This is a genomic window from Micromonospora sp. GCM10011541 (assembly GCF_042650725.1).
Lineage (GTDB): Bacteria > Actinomycetota > Actinomycetes > Mycobacteriales > Micromonosporaceae > Micromonospora > Micromonospora sicca.
Window position 1 is genome coordinate 282,584 of the sequence record NZ_JBHSBP010000009.1, and the last position, 20,918, is coordinate 303,501.

General features: G+C 69.7%; 27 protein-coding genes and 1 pseudogene. 20 read left to right on the forward strand and 8 right to left on the reverse strand.

Annotation, left to right across the window (positions count from 1 at the left end; genetic code table 11):
• Positions 1-379: 379 nt before the first annotated feature.
• The 13 genes from ACFOYX_RS04190 to hypE are packed head-to-tail and all read left to right on the forward strand — an operon-like array spanning position 380 to position 10,335.
• A complete protein-coding gene (locus ACFOYX_RS04190) occupies positions 380-1,801 on the forward strand; it encodes a hypothetical protein (protein WP_322439579.1) in 1,422 nt (473 codons plus the stop codon).
• Positions 1,798-2,382, forward strand: coding sequence for a hydrogenase maturation protease (locus tag ACFOYX_RS04195; RefSeq protein WP_322439580.1), 585 nt, complete (start codon positions 1,798-1,800; stop codon positions 2,380-2,382). Before ACFOYX_RS04190 ends, ACFOYX_RS04195 begins: the two co-directional genes overlap by 4 nt.
• Complete coding sequence (locus ACFOYX_RS04200; RefSeq protein WP_322439581.1) at positions 2,375-2,731, forward strand: hydrogenase maturation nickel metallochaperone HypA; 357 nt, start codon at positions 2,375-2,377, stop codon at positions 2,729-2,731. The genes ACFOYX_RS04195 and ACFOYX_RS04200 overlap by 8 nt, the downstream gene beginning before the upstream one ends.
• On the forward strand, positions 2,731-3,270 hold the full coding sequence (locus ACFOYX_RS04205) for a hemerythrin domain-containing protein (protein ID WP_322439582.1): 540 nt from the start codon (positions 2,731-2,733) through the stop codon (positions 3,268-3,270). Before ACFOYX_RS04200 ends, ACFOYX_RS04205 begins: the two co-directional genes overlap by 1 nt.
• Positions 3,267-4,391 carry a hydrogenase expression protein HypE gene (locus tag ACFOYX_RS04210; protein ID WP_322439583.1) on the forward strand — a complete coding sequence of 375 codons (1,125 nt, stop codon included), beginning with the start codon at positions 3,267-3,269 and terminating at the stop codon, positions 4,389-4,391. The genes ACFOYX_RS04205 and ACFOYX_RS04210 overlap by 4 nt, the downstream gene beginning before the upstream one ends.
• On the forward strand, positions 4,388-6,187 hold the full coding sequence (locus tag ACFOYX_RS04215) for a nickel-dependent hydrogenase large subunit (protein WP_322439584.1): 1,800 nt from the start codon (positions 4,388-4,390) through the stop codon (positions 6,185-6,187). The genes ACFOYX_RS04210 and ACFOYX_RS04215 overlap by 4 nt, the downstream gene beginning before the upstream one ends.
• Positions 6,180-6,791, forward strand: a complete 612-nt coding sequence (locus ACFOYX_RS04220; protein WP_322439585.1) for a hypothetical protein — start codon at positions 6,180-6,182, stop codon at positions 6,789-6,791. The genes ACFOYX_RS04215 and ACFOYX_RS04220 overlap by 8 nt, the downstream gene beginning before the upstream one ends.
• A complete protein-coding gene (locus ACFOYX_RS04225) occupies positions 6,788-7,402 on the forward strand; it encodes a DUF5947 family protein (RefSeq protein ID WP_109804111.1) in 615 nt (204 codons plus the stop codon). Before ACFOYX_RS04220 ends, ACFOYX_RS04225 begins: the two co-directional genes overlap by 4 nt.
• Positions 7,403-7,416: 14 nt before the next feature.
• Positions 7,417-7,620 (forward strand): hypothetical protein, encoded by a 204-nt coding sequence (locus ACFOYX_RS04230; protein WP_322439586.1) that lies wholly within the window; start codon positions 7,417-7,419, stop codon positions 7,618-7,620.
• 33 nt (positions 7,621-7,653) lie between these two features.
• Positions 7,654-7,755: a DUF6893 family small protein gene (locus ACFOYX_RS04235; protein ID WP_375373474.1), complete on the forward strand. Its 102-nt coding sequence runs from the start codon at positions 7,654-7,656 to the stop codon at positions 7,753-7,755.
• A gap of 21 nt (positions 7,756-7,776) precedes the next feature.
• A complete protein-coding gene (locus ACFOYX_RS04240) occupies positions 7,777-8,049 on the forward strand; it encodes a HypC/HybG/HupF family hydrogenase formation chaperone (protein ID WP_109804112.1) in 273 nt (90 codons plus the stop codon).
• A gap of 10 nt (positions 8,050-8,059) precedes the next feature.
• Positions 8,060-9,187, forward strand: a complete 1,128-nt coding sequence (gene hypD / locus ACFOYX_RS04245; protein ID WP_322439587.1) for a hydrogenase formation protein HypD — start codon at positions 8,060-8,062, stop codon at positions 9,185-9,187.
• Positions 9,184-10,335, forward strand: coding sequence for a hydrogenase expression/formation protein HypE (hypE, locus tag ACFOYX_RS04250; protein WP_322439588.1), 1,152 nt, complete (start codon positions 9,184-9,186; stop codon positions 10,333-10,335). Before hypD ends, hypE begins: the two co-directional genes overlap by 4 nt.
• A gap of 15 nt (positions 10,336-10,350) precedes the next feature.
• On the opposite strand, the gene hypF is transcribed toward hypE, so the two are convergent.
• From hypF to ACFOYX_RS04275, 5 genes are read right to left on the reverse strand one after another with little or no spacing between them, the layout of a single operon-like run.
• Positions 10,351-12,630 carry a carbamoyltransferase HypF gene (gene hypF / locus ACFOYX_RS04255; RefSeq protein ID WP_322439589.1) on the reverse strand — a complete coding sequence of 760 codons (2,280 nt, stop codon included), beginning with the start codon at positions 12,628-12,630 and terminating at the stop codon, positions 10,351-10,353.
• A gap of 10 nt (positions 12,631-12,640) precedes the next feature.
• Positions 12,641-13,306, reverse strand: coding sequence for an SIS domain-containing protein (locus tag ACFOYX_RS04260; protein ID WP_322439590.1), 666 nt, complete (start codon positions 13,304-13,306; stop codon positions 12,641-12,643).
• Positions 13,303-13,545: a HypC/HybG/HupF family hydrogenase formation chaperone gene (locus ACFOYX_RS04265; RefSeq protein WP_322439591.1), complete on the reverse strand. Its 243-nt coding sequence runs from the start codon at positions 13,543-13,545 to the stop codon at positions 13,303-13,305. The genes ACFOYX_RS04260 and ACFOYX_RS04265 overlap by 4 nt, the downstream gene beginning before the upstream one ends.
• On the reverse strand, positions 13,542-14,156 hold the full coding sequence (locus tag ACFOYX_RS04270) for an SIS domain-containing protein (RefSeq protein WP_322439592.1): 615 nt from the start codon (positions 14,154-14,156) through the stop codon (positions 13,542-13,544). The genes ACFOYX_RS04265 and ACFOYX_RS04270 overlap by 4 nt, the downstream gene beginning before the upstream one ends.
• An 11-nt stretch (positions 14,157-14,167) precedes the next feature.
• Positions 14,168-14,539, reverse strand: a complete 372-nt coding sequence (locus tag ACFOYX_RS04275; protein ID WP_322439593.1) for a helix-turn-helix transcriptional regulator — start codon at positions 14,537-14,539, stop codon at positions 14,168-14,170.
• A gap of 268 nt (positions 14,540-14,807) precedes the next feature.
• Here ACFOYX_RS04275 and ACFOYX_RS04280 point away from each other — a divergent pair, with 268 nt between their 5' ends.
• A complete protein-coding gene (locus ACFOYX_RS04280; protein ID WP_322439594.1) occupies positions 14,808-15,230 on the forward strand; it encodes a transposase in 423 nt (140 codons plus the stop codon).
• Positions 15,231-15,455: 225 nt separating this feature from the next.
• Positions 15,456-16,595, forward strand: a complete 1,140-nt coding sequence (locus ACFOYX_RS04285; protein WP_322439595.1) for a low temperature requirement protein A — start codon at positions 15,456-15,458, stop codon at positions 16,593-16,595.
• Between the two features lie 304 nt (positions 16,596-16,899).
• On the opposite strand, the gene ACFOYX_RS04290 is transcribed toward ACFOYX_RS04285, so the two are convergent.
• Entirely contained in the window at positions 16,900-17,229 is a 330-nt protein-coding gene (locus tag ACFOYX_RS04290; protein ID WP_322439596.1) for a hypothetical protein, read from the reverse strand.
• A gap of 105 nt (positions 17,230-17,334) precedes the next feature.
• On the reverse strand, positions 17,335-17,514 hold the full coding sequence (locus ACFOYX_RS04295) for a hypothetical protein (RefSeq protein WP_322439597.1): 180 nt from the start codon (positions 17,512-17,514) through the stop codon (positions 17,335-17,337).
• A 291-nt stretch (positions 17,515-17,805) separates the two neighbouring features.
• Between ACFOYX_RS04295 and ACFOYX_RS04300 the strand changes: the two genes are divergently transcribed.
• The 4 genes and pseudogenes from ACFOYX_RS04300 (at position 17,806) to ACFOYX_RS04315 (ending at position 19,444) form a co-directional block, all read left to right on the forward strand.
• Complete coding sequence (locus ACFOYX_RS04300; protein WP_322439598.1) at positions 17,806-18,165, forward strand: hypothetical protein; 360 nt, start codon at positions 17,806-17,808, stop codon at positions 18,163-18,165.
• Positions 18,162-18,706 (forward strand): annotated as a pseudogene (locus ACFOYX_RS04305) (STAS domain-containing protein). The gene ACFOYX_RS04300 and the pseudogene ACFOYX_RS04305 overlap by 4 nt, the downstream one beginning before the upstream one ends.
• A complete protein-coding gene (locus ACFOYX_RS04310) occupies positions 18,700-18,996 on the forward strand; it encodes a BON domain-containing protein (protein WP_322439618.1) in 297 nt (98 codons plus the stop codon). The pseudogene ACFOYX_RS04305 and the gene ACFOYX_RS04310 overlap by 7 nt, the downstream one beginning before the upstream one ends.
• A gap of 259 nt (positions 18,997-19,255) precedes the next feature.
• Complete coding sequence (locus tag ACFOYX_RS04315) at positions 19,256-19,444, forward strand: hypothetical protein (protein WP_322439599.1); 189 nt, start codon at positions 19,256-19,258, stop codon at positions 19,442-19,444.
• A gap of 173 nt (positions 19,445-19,617) precedes the next feature.
• Here ACFOYX_RS04315 and ACFOYX_RS04320 read toward each other — a convergent pair whose 3' ends face one another.
• Positions 19,618-20,109 (reverse strand): redoxin domain-containing protein, encoded by a 492-nt coding sequence (locus ACFOYX_RS04320; protein WP_109800579.1) that lies wholly within the window; start codon positions 20,107-20,109, stop codon positions 19,618-19,620.
• Positions 20,110-20,232: 123 nt separating this feature from the next.
• Here ACFOYX_RS04320 and ACFOYX_RS04325 point away from each other — a divergent pair, with 123 nt between their 5' ends.
• A complete protein-coding gene (locus tag ACFOYX_RS04325; protein ID WP_322439600.1) occupies positions 20,233-20,862 on the forward strand; it encodes a TetR/AcrR family transcriptional regulator in 630 nt (209 codons plus the stop codon).
• Positions 20,863-20,918: the final 56 nt, after the last annotated feature.

The following is a 20,918-nucleotide window of genomic DNA, read 5'->3' on the forward strand; positions in this document are numbered from 1 at the left end:
GCCGGCGCACCGGCCAGGCCACCGCCCTCCTCTTTCGCCCGCACCGCGGCCGTGGGCCAGCCTCGACCCACGGATGCCTGATGCGGCCACAGCCTGGGCCGCGGTCACCGGTGCCGGCGGCGCCACTGCGTCTCCTCGGCCTCCTGCTCCCGTTGTCCTGCGCGCGAAGTGTTCTGAGCCTGCGCCCGTGAAGCAACGCTTGGGCGGGCTCGCTTCTGCGGATCTCGTCGCCGGGGCCGAAGGCGGCCGTATTGGTTCACCCGGTTCGGTGAATGCTGTCGTCACCTACCGACGATGCGCACTTACGGCTCGCCGGCGGGATTGGCTAGACCAGAGTGACCGCGTGCCGGAGCAAGTCTCTGCGTGCTTTTGAGAGGAGGTGAGCACCGTGCAGACCCACTGCCCCACCGCCCTGTTCGACGGCGCGGAGGCACTCGCGGATGCGATCCTGTACGAGGGTTACCTGCTCTACCCGTATCGGCGTTCATCGGTCAAAAACCGGGTTCGCTGGCAATTCGGTGTCCTCGTGCCCCCCGCCTGGGGGGAGGCTCACGGCCTGGTCGACAGCAGCGTTGCGGGCTCGGCCGAGTCGTCGTGGCAGCAGACCGAATGCCTGATGGAAGCGCAGGACACGGCGATCGTCCGGATCCGGTTGCGGTTTCTGCACCTACAACGCAAGGTGACCGAGCTACGGACGACCGACGGCGGGTACCGGCCGGTCGACCGAATCGAGGTCGGTGGCCGCACGGAGCTCAGCTTCGACGAGGCGGTACCGCGGGAGTTCGACATCGAGGCGCCGGTCGGCGACCTTCGGCCTGGCCGACGCTTCCACGTTTGTGTGCCCGGCGGAGAGGACGTCGAGCCGTTGGTCGACGACCGTGGCGAGCCGCTCGGGCGGGTGGTACGCCGGCGGTGGCCGTTGTCCGCCTCGGTCGCCGTCTCCGCTGTCCCGTCTCCGGCGCCCTTCCGGTTGCTGCGGCTCGCAGTGCGCGTCGAGAACACGGATCGGACAACGCCGGCGGACGGCCCTCGGGATGAGGCACTGCGCTGCTGCCTGCTCGCGGCGCACACGCTGGCCACCGTCAGTCGGGGGCGTTTCCTGTCCCTGCTCGACCCGCCCGAATGGGCGGCGCAGGCGGCCCGGGAGTGCAGCAACGTGCACACGTTCCCGGTGCTCGCTGGCGCGCCCGGCACCGCCGATGTCGTGCTCTCCGCACCGATCATCCTCTACGACCATCCCCGGATCGCGCCGGAAAGCCCCGGCGACCTGCACGACGCGACCGAGATCGACGAGATCCTCTCGCTGCGCACCCTCACGCTCTCCGATGCGGAGAAACGGGAGGCCCGAGCCACCGATCCCCGCGCCGCCGCCATCCTCGACCGCGTCGATGCGATGCCGCCCGAGGTGCTCGAACGGTTGCACGGCGCCATTCGGTCCCTGGAGCCCGTCCATCAGCCGGGCGACTCCGCCACCGGGTTGGAACGGGCCCGCTCGGGGTTCGGCACGGATGTGGGGATCACGCCGGCGACGGAGACCGTCCTCGTCGCGGGAACCCTGCTGTCACGGGGTAGCCGGGTCCGGTTACGCCCGCGCCGGCGCGGCACCGACGCGCACGACATGTTTCTGGAGGGCCGTACCGGCCGGGTAGAGCAGGTGCTGCTCGACATCGACGGGACGCGGTTCCTGGCCGTGACCGTGGATGACGACCCGGGCGCCGAACTGCACCAGTGGTACGGGCGCCTGCGTCACTTCCGGCCGGAAGAGGTGGAGCCCCTGCCCGGCGAGGTGGAAGCGCGATGAACAGCGCCGGCAACGGTCGGATCCTGGTCGCCGGGATCGGCAACATTTTCCTCGCCGATGACGCCTTCGGCGTGGAGGTCGTCCAGCGCCTGCGGGACGCCGTCCTGCCAGCGCGGGTGGATGTGTCCGATTACGGGATCCGCGGGATGCATCTGGCCTACGATCTGCTGGACGGGCACCACGACGTGCTGGTCATGGTGGACGCGTTGCCGCTGGACGAGCCCCCCGGGACGTTGGCCGTTCTCGAGGTGGATCTCGACGACCCCGGCTGGAGACTGCGGCCGACGGACGTACTGGACGCGCCGGCCGCCGACGGGCACGGCATGGATCCGGCGTCGGTGCTGCGCCTGCTGCGGGGCCTGGGCGGCAGCGTCGACCGCATCCTCGTGGTGGGTTGCCAACCGGCCGTCCTCCACGAGTGCATGGGGTTGTCGGCTCCGCTCGCCGCTGCGGTCGACCAGGCCGTCCGGATGGTGGTCGACATCGTCCACGAGGAAGCGGCACGGCTCGACACCGCACCGAAGCGGCAGGAGAGGTCGCCACGAACGGCAGATGAGAGGGGGGCGACCGCCGATGCATGAGACGGGTCTGTCCGAGGCGATCGTGGAGGCGGCGGTACGCAGGGCCGCCGGGCGCCGGGTCACCGGCCTGCGGGTGCGGATCGGCGGCCACGCGGTTGACCCTGATGTCGTCACGCAGGGCATCCAGGTGGCCGCGGTTGGCACGGTGGTCGCGGACGCCGTCCTTGATCTGGTGCTTGAACCGATGACAGTGCGGTGTCACGACTGTGGTCGTAGCGCGCGGGTCGACGACCACCTCGCGATGGTGGCCTGCCCCCGCTGCGGGGGTGTCGACATCGAGGTCACCGGCAGCGACGACGTGGTTCTGGAGTCCATCACGGTGGACAGCGTCGAGGTGGGAGCGGTCTGATGGACGCCACCGAGTTGCTGCGGCGTGACCACCGTGTGGTGGAACAGCTGTTCCGGGACTATCGGGCAGCGGAATCGGACGCGCAGCGACGCGGCGTGGTGGAGATCCTCGTCCGCGAGCTGTCGAAGCACGCCGCGCTCGAGGAGGTTCTCTTCTACCCGTTCGCCGCAAAGGTGTTGGCGGACGGGCAGGTCGACAGACACCTCGCTGGGCATCAGCCCGTCAAGGAGTTGCTCCTTGAACTGGACCGCTGCCGAGCCGGCGATCGCGCGCAGGACGAGCTGATGGAGCGGCTGGCTTCCGCTGTCGCTCGGCATGTGCAGGACGACGAGAACGAGCTCATGCCGCTGTTGTGCGCCCGGGCCGACGAGCAGGCCCTCCGCGAGCTGGGCCAGGAACTCGACCAGGGCAAGCAGCGGGCCCCGACGCGCCCGCACCCGCACGCGCCGGACAAGCCCCCGGCGCTGGCCCTCGCGGCGCCGTTGGCGGCCATCTACGACCGGCTGCGGGATCGGATGCAAGGGAGGCAACGCACATGACGCCGAGCATGCGCGACACCGGCGCGGTGATCCCGCAAGAGACCGGGTTCGACGAGATAACCATCCTCTGGATCTCGGAGGGCATGAGTTGTGACGGAGATTCCGTTTCCATGACGGCCTCCGGTCAACCGGCGATCGAGGACATCGTTCTCGGGCTCATTCCCGGTCTGCCGAAGGTCAACCTGCACAACAAGGTGTTGTCGCCGGCGGCTGGCGGCGAGGAGTTCCTGGCGCCGTACCGCCGGGCAGCCCGCGGGGAGATGGCCGAGCCGTTCATCCTCGTCATCGAGGGGTCGATCCCGAACGAGAACATCAACGGCGACGGGTACTGGACGTCGTTCGGCAACGACGAGAACACCGGTGAGCCGCTGACCCTCAACTGGTGGATCGACCAGCTGGCGCCGAAGGCGTGGGCGGTCGTCGCCGCCGGTACCTGCGCGACATACGGCGGCATCCATGCCATGGCCGGCAACCCGACGGGGTGCATGGGCCTTGCCGACTATCTCGGGTGGGAGTTCCGGTCCCAGGGCGGCTTGCCGATCGTCAACGTGCCCGGCTGCCCGATCCAGCCGGAGAACTTCATGGAGACCCTGACCTGGGTGCTCTACCACGCCGCCGGCTCGGCGCCGCCCCCGCCGCTGGACCACATGCTGCGGCCGCAGTGGCTGTTCGGCAAGACCGTGCACGAAGGCTGCGACCGGGCCGCCTACTACGAGCAGGCCGACTTCGCCAAGGACTACAACTCGCCCAAGTGTCAGGTGAAGATCGGCTGCTGGGGGCCGGTCATCAACTGCAACGTCCCGAAGCGCGGCTGGATGGGCGGCGTCGGTGGCTGCCCCAACGTCGGCGGTATCTGCATCGGCTGCACCATGCCGGGATTCCCCGACAAGTTCATGCCGTTCATGGACATGCCGCCCGGTGGCAGCCTGTCCACGTTGCTGATCAAGCCGTACGGCGCACTGATCCGCCGCTTGCGCGGCATCACCAACGTCACCGCCAACCGGGAACCGAAGTGGCACCACAACGGTCCGGAGCTCACCAGCGGCTACAACCCCCGGTGGCGCCCGTACGGCCCGGCAGACCCCCGGCGTCAGGCGGCAATCGAGAGGAACCGACCGTGACAGCGACGAGGCCGAAGCCGGCCGCCGGCCAGAAACCCGGCGAACTGGTGGAGATGGCGTGGGACCCGATCACCCGGATCATCGGCAACCTCGGCGTCTACACGAAGATCGACTTCGCCAACCACGTGGTCGCCGAATGCCACACCACGTCGTCGCTGTTCCGCGGCTACTCGGTCTTCATGAAGGGGAAGGACCCGCGCGACGCCGGCTTCATCACCAGCCGGATCTGCGGCATCTGCGGCGACAACCACACGACCTGCTCCGTCTACGCGCAGAACATGGCATACGGCATCAAGACCCCACCGCTCGCGGAGTGGATCATCAACCTCGGCGAGGCCGCCGAGTACATGTTCGACCACACCCTCTTCCAGGACAATCTCGTCTTCGTCGACTTCTGCGAGGCGATGGTCAAGCAGACCAACCCCAGCGTCCTCGCCCGCGCGGAAGCCACCGTGGCACCCGGCCGGGACATCCACGGCTACCGGACGATCGCCGACATCATGCGGGCCTACAACCCGTTCGAGGGCGAGGTCTACAAGGAGGCGCTGAAGGTCAGCCGGACGACCCGGGAGATGTTCTGCCTCATGGAGGGCCGGCACGTCCACCCGTCCACGGTCTATCCCGGCGGCGTCGGCACAATGCCCCAGCCGACCCTGTTCACCGACTACCTGAGCCGGCTGATCAGCATCCTGGACTTCGTCAAGAAGGCCGTCGCCATGAACGACGACGTCTTCGACTTCTGGTACGAGGCGCTGCCCGGCTATGAGGAAGTGGGCCGCCGGCGGGTCCTGCTCGGCTGCTGGGGCGCGTTCCAGAATCCCGACGTCGTCGACTACCGGTACGAGACCATGTCGAACTGGGGGCGGGCGATGCACGTCACGCCCGGCATCGTGGTCGACGGCAAGCTGCTCACCACCGACCTGGTCGACATCAACCTCGGCATCCGCATCCTGCTCGGCAGCTCCTACTACAAAGACTGGGTGGGTAACGAGGATCCCTTCGTCAAGTACGACCCGCTCGGCAACCCGGTCGACATCCGCCATCCCTGGAACCAGACCACGCTGCCGGATCCGCAGAAGCGCGACTTCGACGACAAGTACAGCTGGGTGATGAGCCCGCGCTGGTTCGACAAGAACAGCGGAGAGCATCTGGCGCTGGACACCGGCGGCGGCCCCTTCGCCCGGCTGTACACCACCGCGCTAGCGAAGATGGTCGACACGCCGTACGTCAAGTCGACCGGTAAGAGCGTGCTGATCTCGCTTCCGAGGAGCCAGCGGCTGCCCGAGACGACGTTGGAGTGGAAGATCCCGCGCTGGTCGAACGCGCTGGAGCGGGACCGCTCACGGGCCTATTTCATCGCGTACGCCGCAGCGATGTCGCTGTACTTCCTGGAACAGGCGATGGAGCGCATGCGCGGCGGCGACATGCGGGTCTTCACCGAGTTCGACGTGCCGGACGAGGCAATCGGCTGCGGCTTCCACGAGGCCGTCCGGGGCGCCCTGTCGCACCACCTCGTGATCAGGGACCGCAAGATCGCCAACTACCACCCGTACCCGCCGACGCCGTGGAACGGCAGTCCCCGCGACAGCTACGGCACACCCGGTCCGTACGAGGACGCGATCCAGAACATGCCCCTCTTCGAGGAGAACGGCCCGGCCAACTTCAAGGGGGTGGACATCATGCGGGCAGTGCGCAGTTTCGATCCGTGCCTGCCGTGCGGGGTGCACATGTACGTGGGCGGCGGTCGTACCGTCAAGAAGATCCACTCGCCGATGTTCGGCGCGTCACATGGGTGAGCAGCCGGACGACCAGCGGCTCGACGACGCGGCCGTCGAGCCGCGGCTGGCACGTTTGAACGCCGTGCTCGGCCAGCTCGAGCAGACCCCCGGCCGCACCGCCGAGCTGGCGCTGGAAGCGGTCGAGATGCTGACCGAGGTGTACGGCGAGGCGCTGGCCCGGGTCACCGATCTCGCCGCCGACAGCACCCGCGCACTCGACCGGCTCACCGAGGACGAGCTGCTGCGGCACCTGCTGCTGTTGCACCACATCCACCCGGATCCGCTGGACCGGCGCGTGGCCCGGGCGGTCGACGATCTCCGGCCGCAGCTGCGCACGCACGGCGCCGAGATCGCGCTCGTCGGTGTCCACGATGAGGTGGCGAGGATCAGCCTGTCGGCGAGTTCGTGCGGCGGTGGCGCGGCCGCGCTGCCTGATCTCGTACGGGAACAGGTGCTGGCGTTCGCGCCGGAACTGTCCGCGGTCGACCTGGTGGCGCCCAAGCCGGCTCCGGCGCTGATCCCGGTCGCCGCCCTGTGGCAGCGGCCGGATCGGACCGATGCGGCGACAGTGAACGAGGTGGGGCAGGCTGCCGGACCGCTCACGTCGGGTGGCCTGGCATGACGGCGGGTGCCCTGCACCGGGCGATCCGCCGCGCGAGACGGCGCGCGGCCTCGATCGAGCGCTGCGGCATGTGCGCCGGGCCGGTCGGTCCGGAGCACCGGCACGTGTGGGACGAGCAGGACGGGGAGCTGATGTGCGCCTGCACGCCATGCTCCCTGCTGTTCGCACGCGAGGCGGCCGGCGGCGGCAGGCACCAGCTCGTCCCCGCCCGCGGCAGGCGGTTGACGGGCCTGTCCGTCGACGAGCTCGGTGTGCCGGTCGGGCTGGTGTTCTTCGTGAAGCAGCAGGACGGCCGGGTGCTCGCCCACTACCCGAGTCCCCTCGGCACGACCGAGTCGGAGATCGATGCCGGCGCCTGGCGAGCGGTCGAGGCGCGATCGCCCGCGCTGGCAGAGCTGAAGCCACGGGTCGAGGCCTTCCTGGTGTGGACGGGCCCGCCACGCGGCGGCGGCCAGCAGTGGGTGGTGCCGGTCGACGACTGCTTCCGACTCGTCGCCCTCATCCGCCAGCACTGGACGGGCATGTCGGGGGGAAGCGCGGTGTGGCGGGAGATTCCCCGATTCTTCGACGAACTCGGCCGACGACATGATCGGCCGTCCGGCAACGACTGATGGAGGAGGCGGAAATGGGCGAGATCCGAGCGGGCGATCCCGATGTCGAACTCGACGCACCGGCGCACACCAAGGGCGTGGAGGAGGGCAACTCGCGGCGGAGGGGGCAGTCAGGCCATCAGGATGACGGGACGGTGGACGCGCGCCGCTCGACCGGTATCCAGCCCAAGAAACACGACCCGATCCTGCCGATCATGCCGAACCTGCCACCGGGCTGAGCGGGCCCGGACCAGGCCCGAAGGAGGTGAGCTGTGCGGAAGCTGTTGGTGCTGCTGGCCGGCGTGGTCGTGGCCGGGATGTTCTGGAAGGAACTTCCCGCGCTGCGGCGCTACATCAAGATCGAGAAAATGTGATCGGAAAGGACGGGTAGCTCGATGTGCCTTGGCATCCCGGGCGAGATCGTCGAGATCAAGGCCGGCCGCGACGACCTCGCCATCGTCGACGTCGTCGGTGTCCGGCGGGCGATCAACATCGGCCTGCTCGGTCCAGACCAGGTCGGTATCGGCGACTGGGTGCTCGTCCATGTCGGGTTCGCCATGTCGAAGATCGACGAAGCCGAGGCGGCCGCCACCTTGGAAATGTTGAACGGTCTCGGACAGGCGTACACCGACGAGTTGCAGGCGCTCGCCGAATCCGACATCACCTAGGAAAAGTGAGATGCGTTTCGTTGACGAGTACCGCGACGCGGACAAGGCGCAGGCGTTGGCCGCCCAGATCGCCGCGTTGTGCGAGCCGGGGCGGCAGTACAAGTTCATGGAGGTCTGCGGCGGGCACACGCACACCATCTACAAGCACGGGATCGAGGACTACCTGCCGGAGAGCGTCTCGCTGGTGCACGGGCCGGGCTGCCCGGTCTGTGTCATCCCGATGGGCCGGGTGGACGACGCCATCGCCATCGCCCACGAGCCGGGCGTCATCATGACGGCGTTCGGCGACATGATGCGGGTCCCGGGCGGGAACGGCTCCTTCCTGGACGCCAAGGCGGCTGGGGCGGACATCCGGATGGTGTACTCGCCGCTGGACGCGCTGAAGATCGCGCGGGCCAACCCGGACCGCAAGGTGGTCTTCATGGCGATCGGGTTCGAGACCACCTCGCCGTCAACCGCCATGACAGTGCTGCGGGCTGCCGCCGAGGGCATCGACAACTTCTCGGTCTTCTGCAACCACGTCACCATCCTGCCGGCGATCAAGGCCATCCTCGACTCACCGGATTTGCGTCTCGACGGCTTTCTCGGGCCCGGGCACGTCTCCACCGTCATCGGCTGCCGACCGTACGAGTTCATCGCCCGCGACTACGGCAAGCCGCTGGTGTGTGCCGGTTTCGAACCGCTGGATCTGCTGCAGTCCGTCTTCATGCTGCTCAAACAGCTCGCCGACGGACGCTGCGAGGTGGAGAACCAGTACACGCGGGTGGTGCCCTGGGACGGCAACCTGCGGGCACTGGCGGCGATCGGCCAGGTCATGGCGCTGCGACCCTACTTCGAGTGGCGCGGCCTCGGTTTCATCTCGCACTCTGCGCTGCGGATGCGGGACGAGTACGCCGCCTACGACGCCGAGCGCCTCTTCGAGGTTCCCGGGGTGCGGGTGGCGGACCCGAAGGCCTGCCAGTGCGGCGAGGTGCTCAAGGGGGTACTCAAGCCCTGGGAGTGCAAGGTGTTCGGCACGGCGTGCACACCGGAGACGCCCATCGGCACGTGCATGGTCTCCTCGGAGGGCGCGTGCGCTGCCTACTACAACTTCGGCCGCTTCACGCGGCAGCGGCTCACGGAGGCGACCCGGATATGACGACCGAACGCACCGCCGGATGGGTCGAGCGGGCGGTGGCAGAGGCCGAGGCGACGACCGGTCACGAGGCGGGGCGGCTGTCGCCGGAGCAGCAGGTGCTGCAGCGCATCGAACGGGCGCGCCGACGCGCGCCGAAGATCAGGGAGAGCCGGATCACGCTCGCGCACGGCGCGGGCGGAAAGGCGACACACAGCCTGATCGAAGGGCTGTTCGTCGAGGCGTTCCGCAACCCGACGCTGGAGGAACTCGACGACGGCGCGGTGCTCTCCGTGGGTACCAGCCGGCTGGCCTTCACCACCGACTCGTACGTGGTGTCGCCGCTGTTCTTCCCCGGCGGAGACATCGGCGACCTCGCCGTCAACGGCACCGTCAACGACCTGGCGGTCAGCGGGGCCCGCCCGCTGTACCTGTCGGCCGGGTTCATCCTGGAAGAGGGCTTTCCGGTCGCCGACCTGCAGCGGATCGCCACCTCGATGGCCGCCGCAGCGGAGCGTGCCGGGGTCCAGGTGGTCACCGGCGACACGAAGGTGGTGCAGCGGGGCAAGGCCGACGGCTGCTACGTCAACACGGCGGGCGTCGGCGTGCTGGAGCGGCCGGTGACGCTGGGCCCCTCGCACGTCCGCCCCGGTGACGCGGTCGTCGTCTCCGGTCCGATCGGCGACCACGGCGTCACGATCATGCTCGCCCGCGGCGAGTTGGACATCGCGGCCGACCTCGCCTCGGACACCGCGGCGCTGCACGGTCTGGTGGATGCCCTGCTGGACGCGGCTCCCGGGGTACGGCTGCTGCGCGACGCCACCCGGGGCGGGGTGGCGACCATCCTCAACGAGGTGGCCCAGGCGGCCCAGCTCGCCGTCGTGGTCGACGAGGCCTCGGTACCCGTACGTCCCGCCGTGACCGGCGCCTGCGAGCTGCTCGGCATCGACCCGCTCTACGTGGCCTGCGAAGGACGCCTCGTGGCCGTGGTGGACGGCGCGCAGGCGGAGGCGGCCCTGGCGGCGCTGCGCGGCCACCCGCTCGGCGACGGCGCGGCGGTCATCGGTCGCGTCGCCGCCGACCCGCCCGGCATGGTGCTGCTCAAGACGGCGTTCGGCGGCACGCGGGTGGTCGACATGCTGGTCGGGGATCCACTCCCCCGCATCTGCTGACGCCGGTTTTGCGGGTCAGGCGGCGGGAACGCCCCGGGCCGCGGCCACCACGGCCTGGCCGAGGGAGATCCCGCCGTCGTTGGGCGGCACCCGCGAGTGCACGAGCACCCGGAAGCCGTCCTGCTCCAGCCCGCTCACCACCCGGTCGAGCAGCAGCACGTTCTGGAATACCCCGCCGGAGAGCGCGACCGTGGCCAGGCCCCTGCTTTCCCGGACGGCGCCGGCCGCCCGTACCACGGCGTCCGCCAAGCCGTGATGGAACCGCGCGGCGATCCGGCCGGGATCCACCTTGGCGAGCAGGTCGTCGACCACGCAGCGAACCAGCGCGCGTCCGACGTCCTGGAGCGGGACCGGAGCGGCCGCCTCGACCCGGTAGCCGCCCCGCTCGTCGGGGTCGGCCCGCTGCTCCAGTGCGATCGCGGCCTGCCCCTCGTACGTGACCCGGTCGTGCAGGCCGAGGATCGCCGAGACGGCGTCGAACAGCCGGCCAACACTCGAGGTACGGGGTGAGTTCGTGCCGCGCCGCGCCAGGGCCACCGCCGCCCGCCACCGCCGCTCGTGCCGGCGCGCCACCACCAGGTCGGGCATTGCGTCGCCGTAGATCTCGTCCAGGTAGGCCGCCGCCATCCGCCACGGCTCGCGGACCGCCGCGATCCCGCCCGGCATCGGCACGGCGGCCAGATGGCCGACCCGCTCGAAGCCGGCCAGGTCCGCGACGAGCAGCTCGCCTCCCCACAGGGTGCCGTCGGTGCCGAATCCGAGCCCGTCGAAGGCGACGCCGATCACCGGGCCGGGGTCGCCGTTGTCGGCCAGGCAGGACGCGATGTGGGCGTGGTGGTGCTGAACGCCGACCAGTTTGACGTCAGCGCGCTGCAGCGCGTACTTCGTCGACAGGTACTCGGGATGCAGGTCATGGGCGACGACCTGCGGCCGGACATCGAAGAGCCGGGTGAAGTGCGAGATCCCGTCGGTAAACGCCCGCAACGTCTCGAAGTTCTCCAGGTCCCCGATGTGGTGCGACACGAAAGCGCGCCGCCCCTTCGCCACGCAGAACGTGTTCTTCAACTCCGCGCCGCAGGCCAGCACCGGCCGGTCGAAGCGCCACGGCAGGGTGACCGGCGCGGGCACGTAGCCACGGGACCGCCGCACCGGCAGCTCACGGCCCCGGAAGACGCGCACCACCGAGTCGTCGGTCCGGACCTGGATCCGCCGGCCGTGCGTCAGGAAACCGTCGGCGATCCCCGCGAGCCGCTGGCGGGCGTCGTCGTCACGGTGCGCGATCGGCTCGTCGGAGACGTTTCCGCTGGTCAGCACGATCGGCATGCCGAGCCGCCCGAGCAGCAGATGGTGCAGCGGCGTGTACGGCAACATCACGCCCAGGTCGCGGTTGCCCGGCGCCACCGACGCGGCGACCGGGGCGTCGGGGAGGCGCGGCAGCAGCACCACGGGTCGGCGGGAGCCGGTGAGCACCGGCACGGCCGCCGGCGGCACGTCGACCAGGGTGCGTGCCGCCTGCAGGTCGGCGGCCATCAGGGCGAACGGCTTTTCCTCGCGGTGCTTGCGGGAGCGCAGCGTCGAGACGATCCGCTCGTCGTCGGCGCGGGCGGCCAGGTGGTAGCCGCCCAGACCCTTGACCGCGACGATCCGGCCGTTCCGCAGCCACCGTACGGCGTTGGCCAGCGGATCGCCGGAGACTGGGGCGCCGTCCGCGCCGACGAGCCGGAGTGCGGGTCCGCACACGGGGCAGCACACCGGCTCGGCGTGGAAGCGGCGGTTTCCCGGGTCGGCGTACTCCGCGGCGCAGTCGGCACAGAGGGCGAACCCGGCCATCGTGGTGGTACGACGGTCGTACGGAACGTCCTCGACGATCGTGAATCGCGGGCCGCAGTTGGTGCAGTTCGTGAACGGGTAGCCGTGGCGTCGGTCCCTCGGATCGGACAGCTCGCCGAGGCAGTCCGGGCAGGTGGCGGTGTCGGGGGAGATCAAGGCTTCCCGGCCGGCGCCGGTGACGCTGGTGACGATGGCAAATCCCGGCTGGCCGTTCGGCGGGACTGCCGCGGTGGTGAGCCGCTCGACCTGGGCGAGTGCCGGTGCCCGCCGGCTGAGGTCCGCGAGGAAGGCAGCCAGCCGCTCCCCGTCCCCTTCGACCTCGACGAAGACGCCTGCGGTGTCGTTGCCGACGAACCCGGCCAGGTCATACTCCGTGGCCAGCGCGTGCACGAACGGCCGGAAGCCGACTCCCTGCACGATGCCCTCGACGCGGACGTGCACCCGCCGCAGGCCGGCCAGACCCATGGCTAACCCCTCAAAGTTCCTCGGCCAACGCCTGCTGGGTGAGTTCCCAGAGCACGTGGTAGAGCGTCGTCTGCGCCTCCTGGACCCGGTGCACCGATGCCGACGGCACCACAAACAGGTAGTCGATCTCGTCGGATTCCGCCATCCGCCCGCCGTCGTACCCGGCGATGCCGACGGTGAGCATGCCCCGCCGGGCCGCCTCCCCGAACGCCCGCAGGACGTTGTTCGATCCCCCGCTCGTGGACAGCCCCACCGCGATGTCCCCGGTACGGCCGAACGCCGCCACCTGCCGGGCGAAGACCACCTCGAACCCCACATCATTGGACAGTGCCGTGATCAGCGCGACGTCTTGGGTCAGCGAGATGGCCGGCAACGGGCGGGCGGCCGTCGGCGGGTGCAGGAACAACTGCGCGATGTCCTGGGCGTCCGTGCCGCTTCCGCCGTTGCCGAAGGCGAACAGCGTGCCGCCGGCCTGAAAGGCCGCAGCGCACTGGCGGGCGCAGTCGAGCAACCGCTGCCCGTGCCCGGCGACCAGGGACTCGCGGAGGGCGACGATCTCCGCCGCCTTCTCCGCGGTGGACCTCGCCACCGCGGCGAGCACGGCGTCCACGTCGGTCGGCTGGGTGTCGAGGAACGGGTAGAGCGCCCCGATGGCGCCCTCGACCCGGGCGCTCATGAGTTCTTCTCCACGACCGCGATGGCCTCCTTGGCGTGTACCAGCACGACGTCGCCAGGTCCCGCCTCGACCAGGGCCACGCTGACCTCCTCCGGTCCGGCGTCCGTGTCCACCACAGCCAGTCCGTCGGCCGTCACTTCCCGTACCCGGACGGCGACCGCCACGTCGGAACACGTGATGCACACGTCGTCGTGGCATTCGGGCAGGGTCCAGGTTGTCGGCACCGGCTGCGAGGTCACCGGACCGCCTCCGGCTCCAGCAGGCCGGGCTGTTCGAAGAACACGTGGACCAACTCCCACAGAATGTGATAGATCGTCACGTGCACCTCCTTCACAATGCAGGGATCGTCGGTGCGGGCAACGACGACATGGTCGGCGACCGCGTCCCGAGCGATGTCACCGCCGTCGGCGCCGAGGAGCCCGACCGTGAGCAGACCGAGGTCGCGGGCCGCCATCAGCCCGTGCCGGACATTGGTGCACCGGCCGTCGACGGACAGTCCGAGCGCGATGTCCTCGGGCGCGGCGAGCAGGCGCAGCTGAGCGGCAAACACCTCGTCAAAGCCCTCCGCCTGAGCGATCCCGGTGAGGCTCGCGGCGTCGTTCGTCAGCGAGATCGCCGGCAGCGCCCGCTTGCCGACGATGACCGGGTGAACGAACTCCACCACGACGTGCTGGGCATCTGTTGCCGGCCCGCCGTTGCCGAAGACGATCAACTTTCCGCCGCGATGGAAGCGTACGGCCATCTCGTGACAGGCCCGCGCGATCCGCGCGGCGTCGCCAGCGAGCGACTCTCCGGGTGCCACCCGACGGGCGAACGCTCGGTGAACTGCCGGAAACACGGACGAAGGCATGGGTTCTCCGTTCAGCGCCGGGAAGCCGCGTACGGATTCGCGCCGGGCGATCCGGCGAAGGCGTCCGCCGAGCGCTGCAGGCCGGCACCGATGACCTGATGGAGTTGCGCCAGGCCGGCGAGGCACGATCGAAGATCGTCGCGGCCCTTGGCCGTCAGCTGGTAGCACCGGCGTGCCGGCCCCGCCCCGGCGGTCTCCCACCCGGAGATCAGCAACCGCTCGCGTTCCAGGCCGCGTAGGACCCGGTAGACGTGGCCTGGTTCCACATCGGGCAGTCCCATTGCCTTGAGTCGGTCGATCAGGGCGTACCCGTGACCGGCACGCTCGAAGATCAGGAGCAGCAGAAACGGATGCAGCAGGCCGTGCAGCTCGCGTCCGTGCACGTCAGCCCCTTTCGTTGGCGGCACGCACCGTGAAGCTAAACACACCTTTTCTTCTAATAGTGACGATTGGCGGGTTTGAGATCCGACCATGGCCGAACGCCCGGTCGGAGTAAGAAGTGTTCTTCCCCCGGCCGGCGCACCAGCCAGCCGACACAGACCTTCGCGCACGTTGCCCCTCTGCAGTGCAGCGGGGTCGTGGTGGCTCCGCGCACAATGGCATGGAGTACCTGGTGGAGGCCTGGAGTTCGGCCGCCGCGAGATCCGCACCTTGAAGGTCCTGACCCTCTCCACCGGCATCGACTTCCCACACGCCGCCCAAGCACTGCAGATCCGCCGCCGCAGACGTCGCCTGGACCAGCCGAAACGCTTCACCACCGAGACCGTCTACGCCATCACCGACCTGCGCGTGCACCAAGGGAAACCGGCGCAACTGGCCACGTGGATTCGCGACCACTGGTCCATCGAAAACAAGATCCACTGGGTGCGGGACGTCACCTACGACGAAGACCGCTGCCAGATTCGCACCGGAACCGGGCCCGAGATCATGGCCGCCCTACGCAACGCCGCCATCGGCGCCCTCCGCACCGCCGGAATCGCCAACATCGCCGCCGCCAACCGACATCACGCCCGCGAAACGCACCCGGCCCCTGGCCCTACTCGGCATCACCTGACGACTTTACCGGGGCCCTGAGCGGGCATGACTCTCGATTCGGATTCACCCAAACTGCTTGGCCCACCCGCCACGCCGCGTCAGCTCGTCACTCGTTGCGAGGACCCCGGGCATCGTCTTGTCGGCACCGGGAGGCGCGGCAGCGTGGTACCACTGCTTGAACGCTGCCACGAAACCGACAGAACGGGCGAGCCGATGACGACGAGCCGGGCGGGCGAGCTACTGCGCATGCCTGGGGATCCGCAGATGGCAACGTACCTGGAACTGTTCTTCGACCTGGCGTTTGTCTTCGCGCTCGCCCAACTCTCGAACGCGCTGATCCAGGATCTCACCTGGAGCGGCGCCTTCCAGACGCTGTTGCTGCTGCTGACAGTGTGGCGGGTCTGGTTCAACACGGCGTGGATAACCGACAGGTTCGACCCGCAAGAACCGGCGATACAGCTGCTGGTCATCGCGACTTTGGTGGGCAGCCTGGTGATCGCGATCGCGCTGCCCGACGCGTTCGGCAGGCAAGGCCTGGTCTTCGCAGGGGTGTTCGTCGCCCTATTCATCGGCACCAACATCTTCCTTGTGATCGCCCTGCGGGGCCACGCACCGCGGCGCACCTCCGGGCGGATACTGTTCTGGTACGGCGTTTCCGCGGTGCCGTGGATCGCCGGGGCGCTCTCGCATGGGACGGCGCGTGTGGCGCTGTGGACACTCGCGGTGGCCCTGGACTACGCCGCATACGCGCTTTCCTACCCCACGCCGGGGATCGGCCGCACGCCCCCGTCGGATTTGCCGACCGTGGCCGAACACCTGTCCGAGCGCTACCGGCAGTTCTACATCATCGCGCTCGGCGAGTTGATCCTGGTCACCGGACTGACGCTTCGCGGCACCGCCTTCACGCCCGACCGGACCGCTGCGTTCCTCGTGGCGATTGCCACCACCGTGCTGCTGTGGCGGATCTACATCTACCGCGCCGGGGAACTGGCGGCCACAGCCATCAAAGCGGCCCCCGACCCGGCCCGCCTTGCCGGATCGACGTCATACGCCCACCTGGTCATGGTGGCCGGCATCGTCGTCACCGCCGTCGGCGACGAACTCGTCATCAACCACCCGTTCGGACATACGCAACCGGCCTGGATCGCCGTCATCCTCGGCGGACCCGCGCTCTTCCTCGCCGGGCGTGCCGGCTTCGAGTACGCGGTCTTCGCCCGCGTATCCCGGGATCGGCCGATCGGCCTGGTCGTGCTGGCCGCCCTGACACCGGCGATGCTCCTCCTGCCGCCGCTGCTGGTCGCCCTCGCCGCCACCGCAGTCCTCGCCGGGATCGGCATCTCCGACACCACTCGCGCTCGAGCACATCCAGCCGAACCACCGTCGCCACCAGGCGCACCATCGTGACAGGTCGCGGGCAGCTACCCCCCGGTCCGATCCACCCAGAATCCCGGCCGGCCGCCGGCTGTCCGCCGGCATGCCTGGTCTCGCATGATGGTTGACGAAACGGCGTCGGAGGATGCCAGCCGGGTCGCGGTCCACAACTCGTCCATCCGGGCGCGCAGAATGATCGCGGCCTGCTGCACGGACCGGTTGAGCACTCGGCTGGACAGCCGTCCCGTGACCGGGAACGGTGCACGCGCGGGGGCGGCGCATCAGGATTCGACCGGCGCCGGCACCAGCGCCTCGACCGACCCGGCGAACAGGCTGATCAGCCGCGCCGCCTTGGCACCTCGACGCCGGGCAAGAAGAACAGCGGCAGCACCAGGTACCGAGGCAGTGCGTCGTCCAGCTCCTGCTCCGAGTCCCGCGATTCGTCGCCGATCACCCCGTTGTAGGCCAGCCCGGTGACGAACACCGCGAGGATCGCGTCGGCGTGCAGCAGCCGGGCGACACCCAGGGCCGCCACGCCGAGCACCACCGCGAAGATCAGCAGAGAGCCCTTCTCGACCTCCTCGCGGAGCTTCAGCCGCGCAGACCGCCCGACCAGCCGCGTAGCCGACCACCAGGCTGACCAGCACGCCCCGAGCACTCCCCACACCGCCTCCCGAGCCTGACCCCCGCAGCCGTGCGGTGCGCCGCAGGATCAGCGCGAGGACGACGAAGACGAAGGCCAGTCCGTCGTTGGCGCCGGACTCGCCGCTGATCACCTGCCGGAGCCGACCCGGCAGCTGCCGCTGGCCGGGGCACCGGAGACGATGCTGGAGGCCAGCATTGGAGCGGTCGGGGTCAGGCAGGCCCCGAGCAGCACGGCCAAGGCCAGCGCCAAGCCGAGGACCAGCCAGGCCAGGCTGGCGGTGACCACTGCCATTCCCACCATGGCCACGGTTAACAGCACACCGACCTGGCGGATCACCGACCGGTAGTCCGACAGGGGGAACGCGGCGCCACCGCCATCAACGAGCCCGTCCGCAATCCGAACGCGCGGATCCGGCGGATCCTCGACACCGCCCGGCTGGACCAGGTGCTGCCGATCGTCGACATGCCCGGCCGACCCCGGTCGCTCACCGCCGAGGCCCGGCCCGCGCGGGACCGGCCGGCGCAGCCACCCGTCGCGCACGGACGGGCGAGGGTCAGCGCACGGTCCTGAGGCCGGGCTGGCCACGAGGAGGCAACAGTGAGCGGCAGCGCACTCGTCAGCGCGCTCATCGCCGGACTCGCCGTCGGCACGGCGGGTCGGCTCGTCGTCCCGGGGCAGAAGGCGGCCCCCGTCTGGCTGACGCTCGCACTCGGCGTGGCCGCCGCACTGCTCGGCTCCATCATGGTCCGTCTCGCCGGCGCCGACGTGGATCAGCCCGCCGTCCCGCGGCTGATCGTGCAGTCGGTCTTCGCCGGCGTGGCGGTGGCCCTGGCCATCGTCGCCGCCGGTCGGCAGCGGCCGGCAGATCCGGCGCCACCCGCATCCGCCCTTCCACCGGACCGCCGCTTCCCAGCCCTGCCGTCGGACACCGGCACAGAACTAGAGGAGAGGTCATGACTGTCGTATCGGCGGATCACCGGATGACGCTGATCTGCGACGGCTGCGGCGACACGATCACCGGGACGGCATGCGTCCTTCCCGACGCGGAGGTCGTCTGGACGCTGGTGTTCGACAACGGCTGGATCGGCTCCCCGTTCGCCTCCGGGCCGCACCACTGCCCGCGGTGCAGCCGGTACGACGAGCACTCGCGGAGGTCATCGACCTCGGCGACCGGGTTCTCGTCGATCTCACCGAGGTCGAGGTCATCGACTCGGCCGGACTGGGGCTTCTGGTCCGCGCCCATCAGGAGGCCAGACAGCGCGGCGGCGAGCTCTGTCTGGTGGCGCCGTCCCGATTCGTCCTGACCGTGCTGCACACCATGCGGCTGGACGGCGCCCTCCCGGTCTTCGAGAACCGTGCCGCAGCCCTCCGCGGGCTGGCCGAGCCGGCGGCGCCCACGTCCCACCCACCGATCCGCCGGCAGTGGTCGGACTTGACCTCTCCCAAGCCGAGCCCGTACCAGTTCCGCCACGACAGCCCAAGGAGGCAGTCATCGTGATGCCCTGGCCATTTCCCGACGAGAACCCGTTCCTTTCCATCGGGGACGAGCCGGAGCCGGAGAGCGAGGATCTTCGGCTCGCCGCGCTCGTGGCTCAACGGTTGAGCATCGACTGGACCACTCGTCGCCAGCAGATCACCATCACCGTGCAGAACCGAGTGGTGATCCTCGCCGGCATGGTGGCCGACCTCGAGGTACGCCGCGTGGCCGGGGACCTCGCCTGGGACGTTCCGGGCGTTTTTGACGTCTGCAACGCCCTGCGCCTCCACGGTCAGCGGCGCGGCCGCTGATGACTCTGTCGATCACGTCGACGATCCGCTCCGGCGGCGTCGTCGTCCTCTTCATGCGTGGCCCCATGGGGCACGCCGACGTGGACTCCTTCCGGGCCGCGCTGGCGAGTACCGTGCGTGCTCATCGGAGGCACGAGGTGGGGCTCGACTTCGCCGGCCTGCTCGACATCGAGCCGGGTGCCGCGTGGGCGGTCACGGACGCGGCGCGCGAGGACATCCGTGGGGGCATCGGCGTGGCCGTCGTGCGCTCGACGCGGCTATGGCCGGCCGGGAGATGGTTCACCTGCGGGTACGGCGGTTCTTCTGCACTTTGGCCAGCTGCGCACGCAAGATCTACGCCGAGCAGATCGAGGGGCTGCCCCTGCGGCACAGCCGGGACATCTGGCTGATCCGCCGGATGCTGGAGGCGGTGGGCCTGGCGTTAAGTGGCGGGCCGGGGTCCAGCTGACCGGCCGGGTCGGTTCCCAAGTGGGCCGGATGGTGTTGCTACGCCTGATCCGTGCCCTGCCCGAGCCACCCGCACCGTCGCCCACCGTGCTGGGCGGCCTTCCCCGGTGGCCGGCCACCGGGGAAGGCCGCGAAGACCATGCCGCCGGCACCGTACCCGCCGGCTGTCCGCCCTCAGCTGTGGTCGCGGAGGTAGCGGACCAGCCCGGCCACGTCTTCCGGAACCAGGCGGCCGATGGCGCCGCTGGAGTAGACGGCAGTGATCACGGTGCCGTCCGGAGCGAGGACGAACCCGGTCGACTGGAGGTAGCGCCGCTGGTCGGCGGGCGACGGCTCGTTGACGTAGGCCCCTGTCGCCTCGACCACCGCGTCGATGTCGGCGCTGTGCCCGACGGGGAACCCGAGGTGATGCTTCTCGACGAGCTTGCGGCTGGTCTCCTCGTCATCGACGGAGAACGCGGCGACGCGGACATCGAGCGCCCCGAGGGTGTCGCTGGCCCTCTGGAAGGCCGCGAGTTGTGCGTTGCAGTACGGGCACCACGAGCCCCGGTAGATCAGCACCACCCCGAAGCCACCCGCGAGGTCGTCGGGCAGGGAGAGCGAACCTCCCCCCACGGCGGGAACCTGAAGCTTCGGAAAGTGCTGGCCGTTGTTGAGCCGACCCATAGCGGTTTCTCCTTATGCACCAACGCGCCGTAGGCGGCCCAGCCGAAATCCAGTGGACCGCTCGGTCCAACATATATCTCCATAACTGGACTAGCAAGTCCAGTTACTGCTAGCATCGACGCTGTGACATCTGTGCAGCAGGCGGCGAAGTTGACGGCTCGGGGCGCGGCGACCAAGGCCCGCATCGTGACGGCCGCAGCCGACCTGATGCTCGAGCGCGGCGCCGCTGGCACGACGCTGGACGACGTCCTGGCGGCGAGCGGGACCAGCAAGTCACAGCTGTACCACTATTTTGGCAACAAGGATGATCTGATCCGGGCGGTCGTGCGGCATCAGGCGCAGCGAATCCAGCAGGACCAGCGCCCCGAGTTGGACGCGCTGGACTCCCACGCCGGCCTGGCCCGCTGGCGGGACAAGATCGTCGCAGCTCAGGCCGCGCACGATCAGGTGGGCGGATGTCCGCTCGGCTCGCTGGCCAACGAACTTGCCGGCGGTGACCAGCAAACCCGCAGCGTACTGCAGGAGTGCTTCGCGGAATGGGAGGCTCCGCTACGGGCCGGGCTCACCGCCATGCGTGACCGAGGAAGCCTGTCGCCGGAAGCCGATCCGGCCGCCCTCGCCGAAGCGATCATGGCCGCGCTCCAGGGCGGGTTGCTGCTGGCCAAGACGCACCGCAGCAGTCGTCCGCTCGCTCGGGCCCTGGACATGGCCATCGCCCATGTCCACAGCCTCGCCACCGCCTCTCCGGCATGACCGGTTAACGGCCGGACCCGGCGAATCCAAGTTCTGACTGGCCTGCCGGAGTCGGT

Coding starts and splice junctions, on each gene's coding strand:
- ACFOYX_RS04240 (WP_109804112.1), top strand. CDS start 7,777: ATGTGCCTTGGCATCCCGGGCGAGATCGTCGAGATCAAGGCCGGCCGC.
- ACFOYX_RS04315 (WP_322439599.1), top strand. CDS start 19,256: ATGGCCGGCCGGGAGATGGTTCACCTGCGGGTACGGCGGTTCTTCTGC.
- ACFOYX_RS04200 (WP_322439581.1), top strand. CDS start 2,375: ATGCATGAGACGGGTCTGTCCGAGGCGATCGTGGAGGCGGCGGTACGC.
- ACFOYX_RS04260 (WP_322439590.1), bottom strand. CDS start 13,306: ATGAGCGCCCGGGTCGAGGGCGCCATCGGGGCGCTCTACCCGTTCCTC.
- ACFOYX_RS04320 (WP_109800579.1), bottom strand. CDS start 20,109: ATGGGTCGGCTCAACAACGGCCAGCACTTTCCGAAGCTTCAGGTTCCC.
- hypF (WP_322439589.1), bottom strand. CDS start 12,630: ATGGGTCTGGCCGGCCTGCGGCGGGTGCACGTCCGCGTCGAGGGCATC.
- ACFOYX_RS04210 (WP_322439583.1), top strand. CDS start 3,267: ATGACGCCGAGCATGCGCGACACCGGCGCGGTGATCCCGCAAGAGACC.
- ACFOYX_RS04205 (WP_322439582.1), top strand. CDS start 2,731: ATGGACGCCACCGAGTTGCTGCGGCGTGACCACCGTGTGGTGGAACAG.
- ACFOYX_RS04230 (WP_322439586.1), top strand. CDS start 7,417: ATGGGCGAGATCCGAGCGGGCGATCCCGATGTCGAACTCGACGCACCG.
- ACFOYX_RS04225 (WP_109804111.1), top strand. CDS start 6,788: ATGACGGCGGGTGCCCTGCACCGGGCGATCCGCCGCGCGAGACGGCGC.
- ACFOYX_RS04195 (WP_322439580.1), top strand. CDS start 1,798: ATGAACAGCGCCGGCAACGGTCGGATCCTGGTCGCCGGGATCGGCAAC.
- hypE (WP_322439588.1), top strand. CDS start 9,184: ATGACGACCGAACGCACCGCCGGATGGGTCGAGCGGGCGGTGGCAGAG.
- hypD (WP_322439587.1), top strand. CDS start 8,060: ATGCGTTTCGTTGACGAGTACCGCGACGCGGACAAGGCGCAGGCGTTG.
- ACFOYX_RS04270 (WP_322439592.1), bottom strand. CDS start 14,156: ATGCCTTCGTCCGTGTTTCCGGCAGTTCACCGAGCGTTCGCCCGTCGG.
- ACFOYX_RS04220 (WP_322439585.1), top strand. CDS start 6,180: ATGGGTGAGCAGCCGGACGACCAGCGGCTCGACGACGCGGCCGTCGAG.
- ACFOYX_RS04285 (WP_322439595.1), top strand. CDS start 15,456: ATGGCAACGTACCTGGAACTGTTCTTCGACCTGGCGTTTGTCTTCGCG.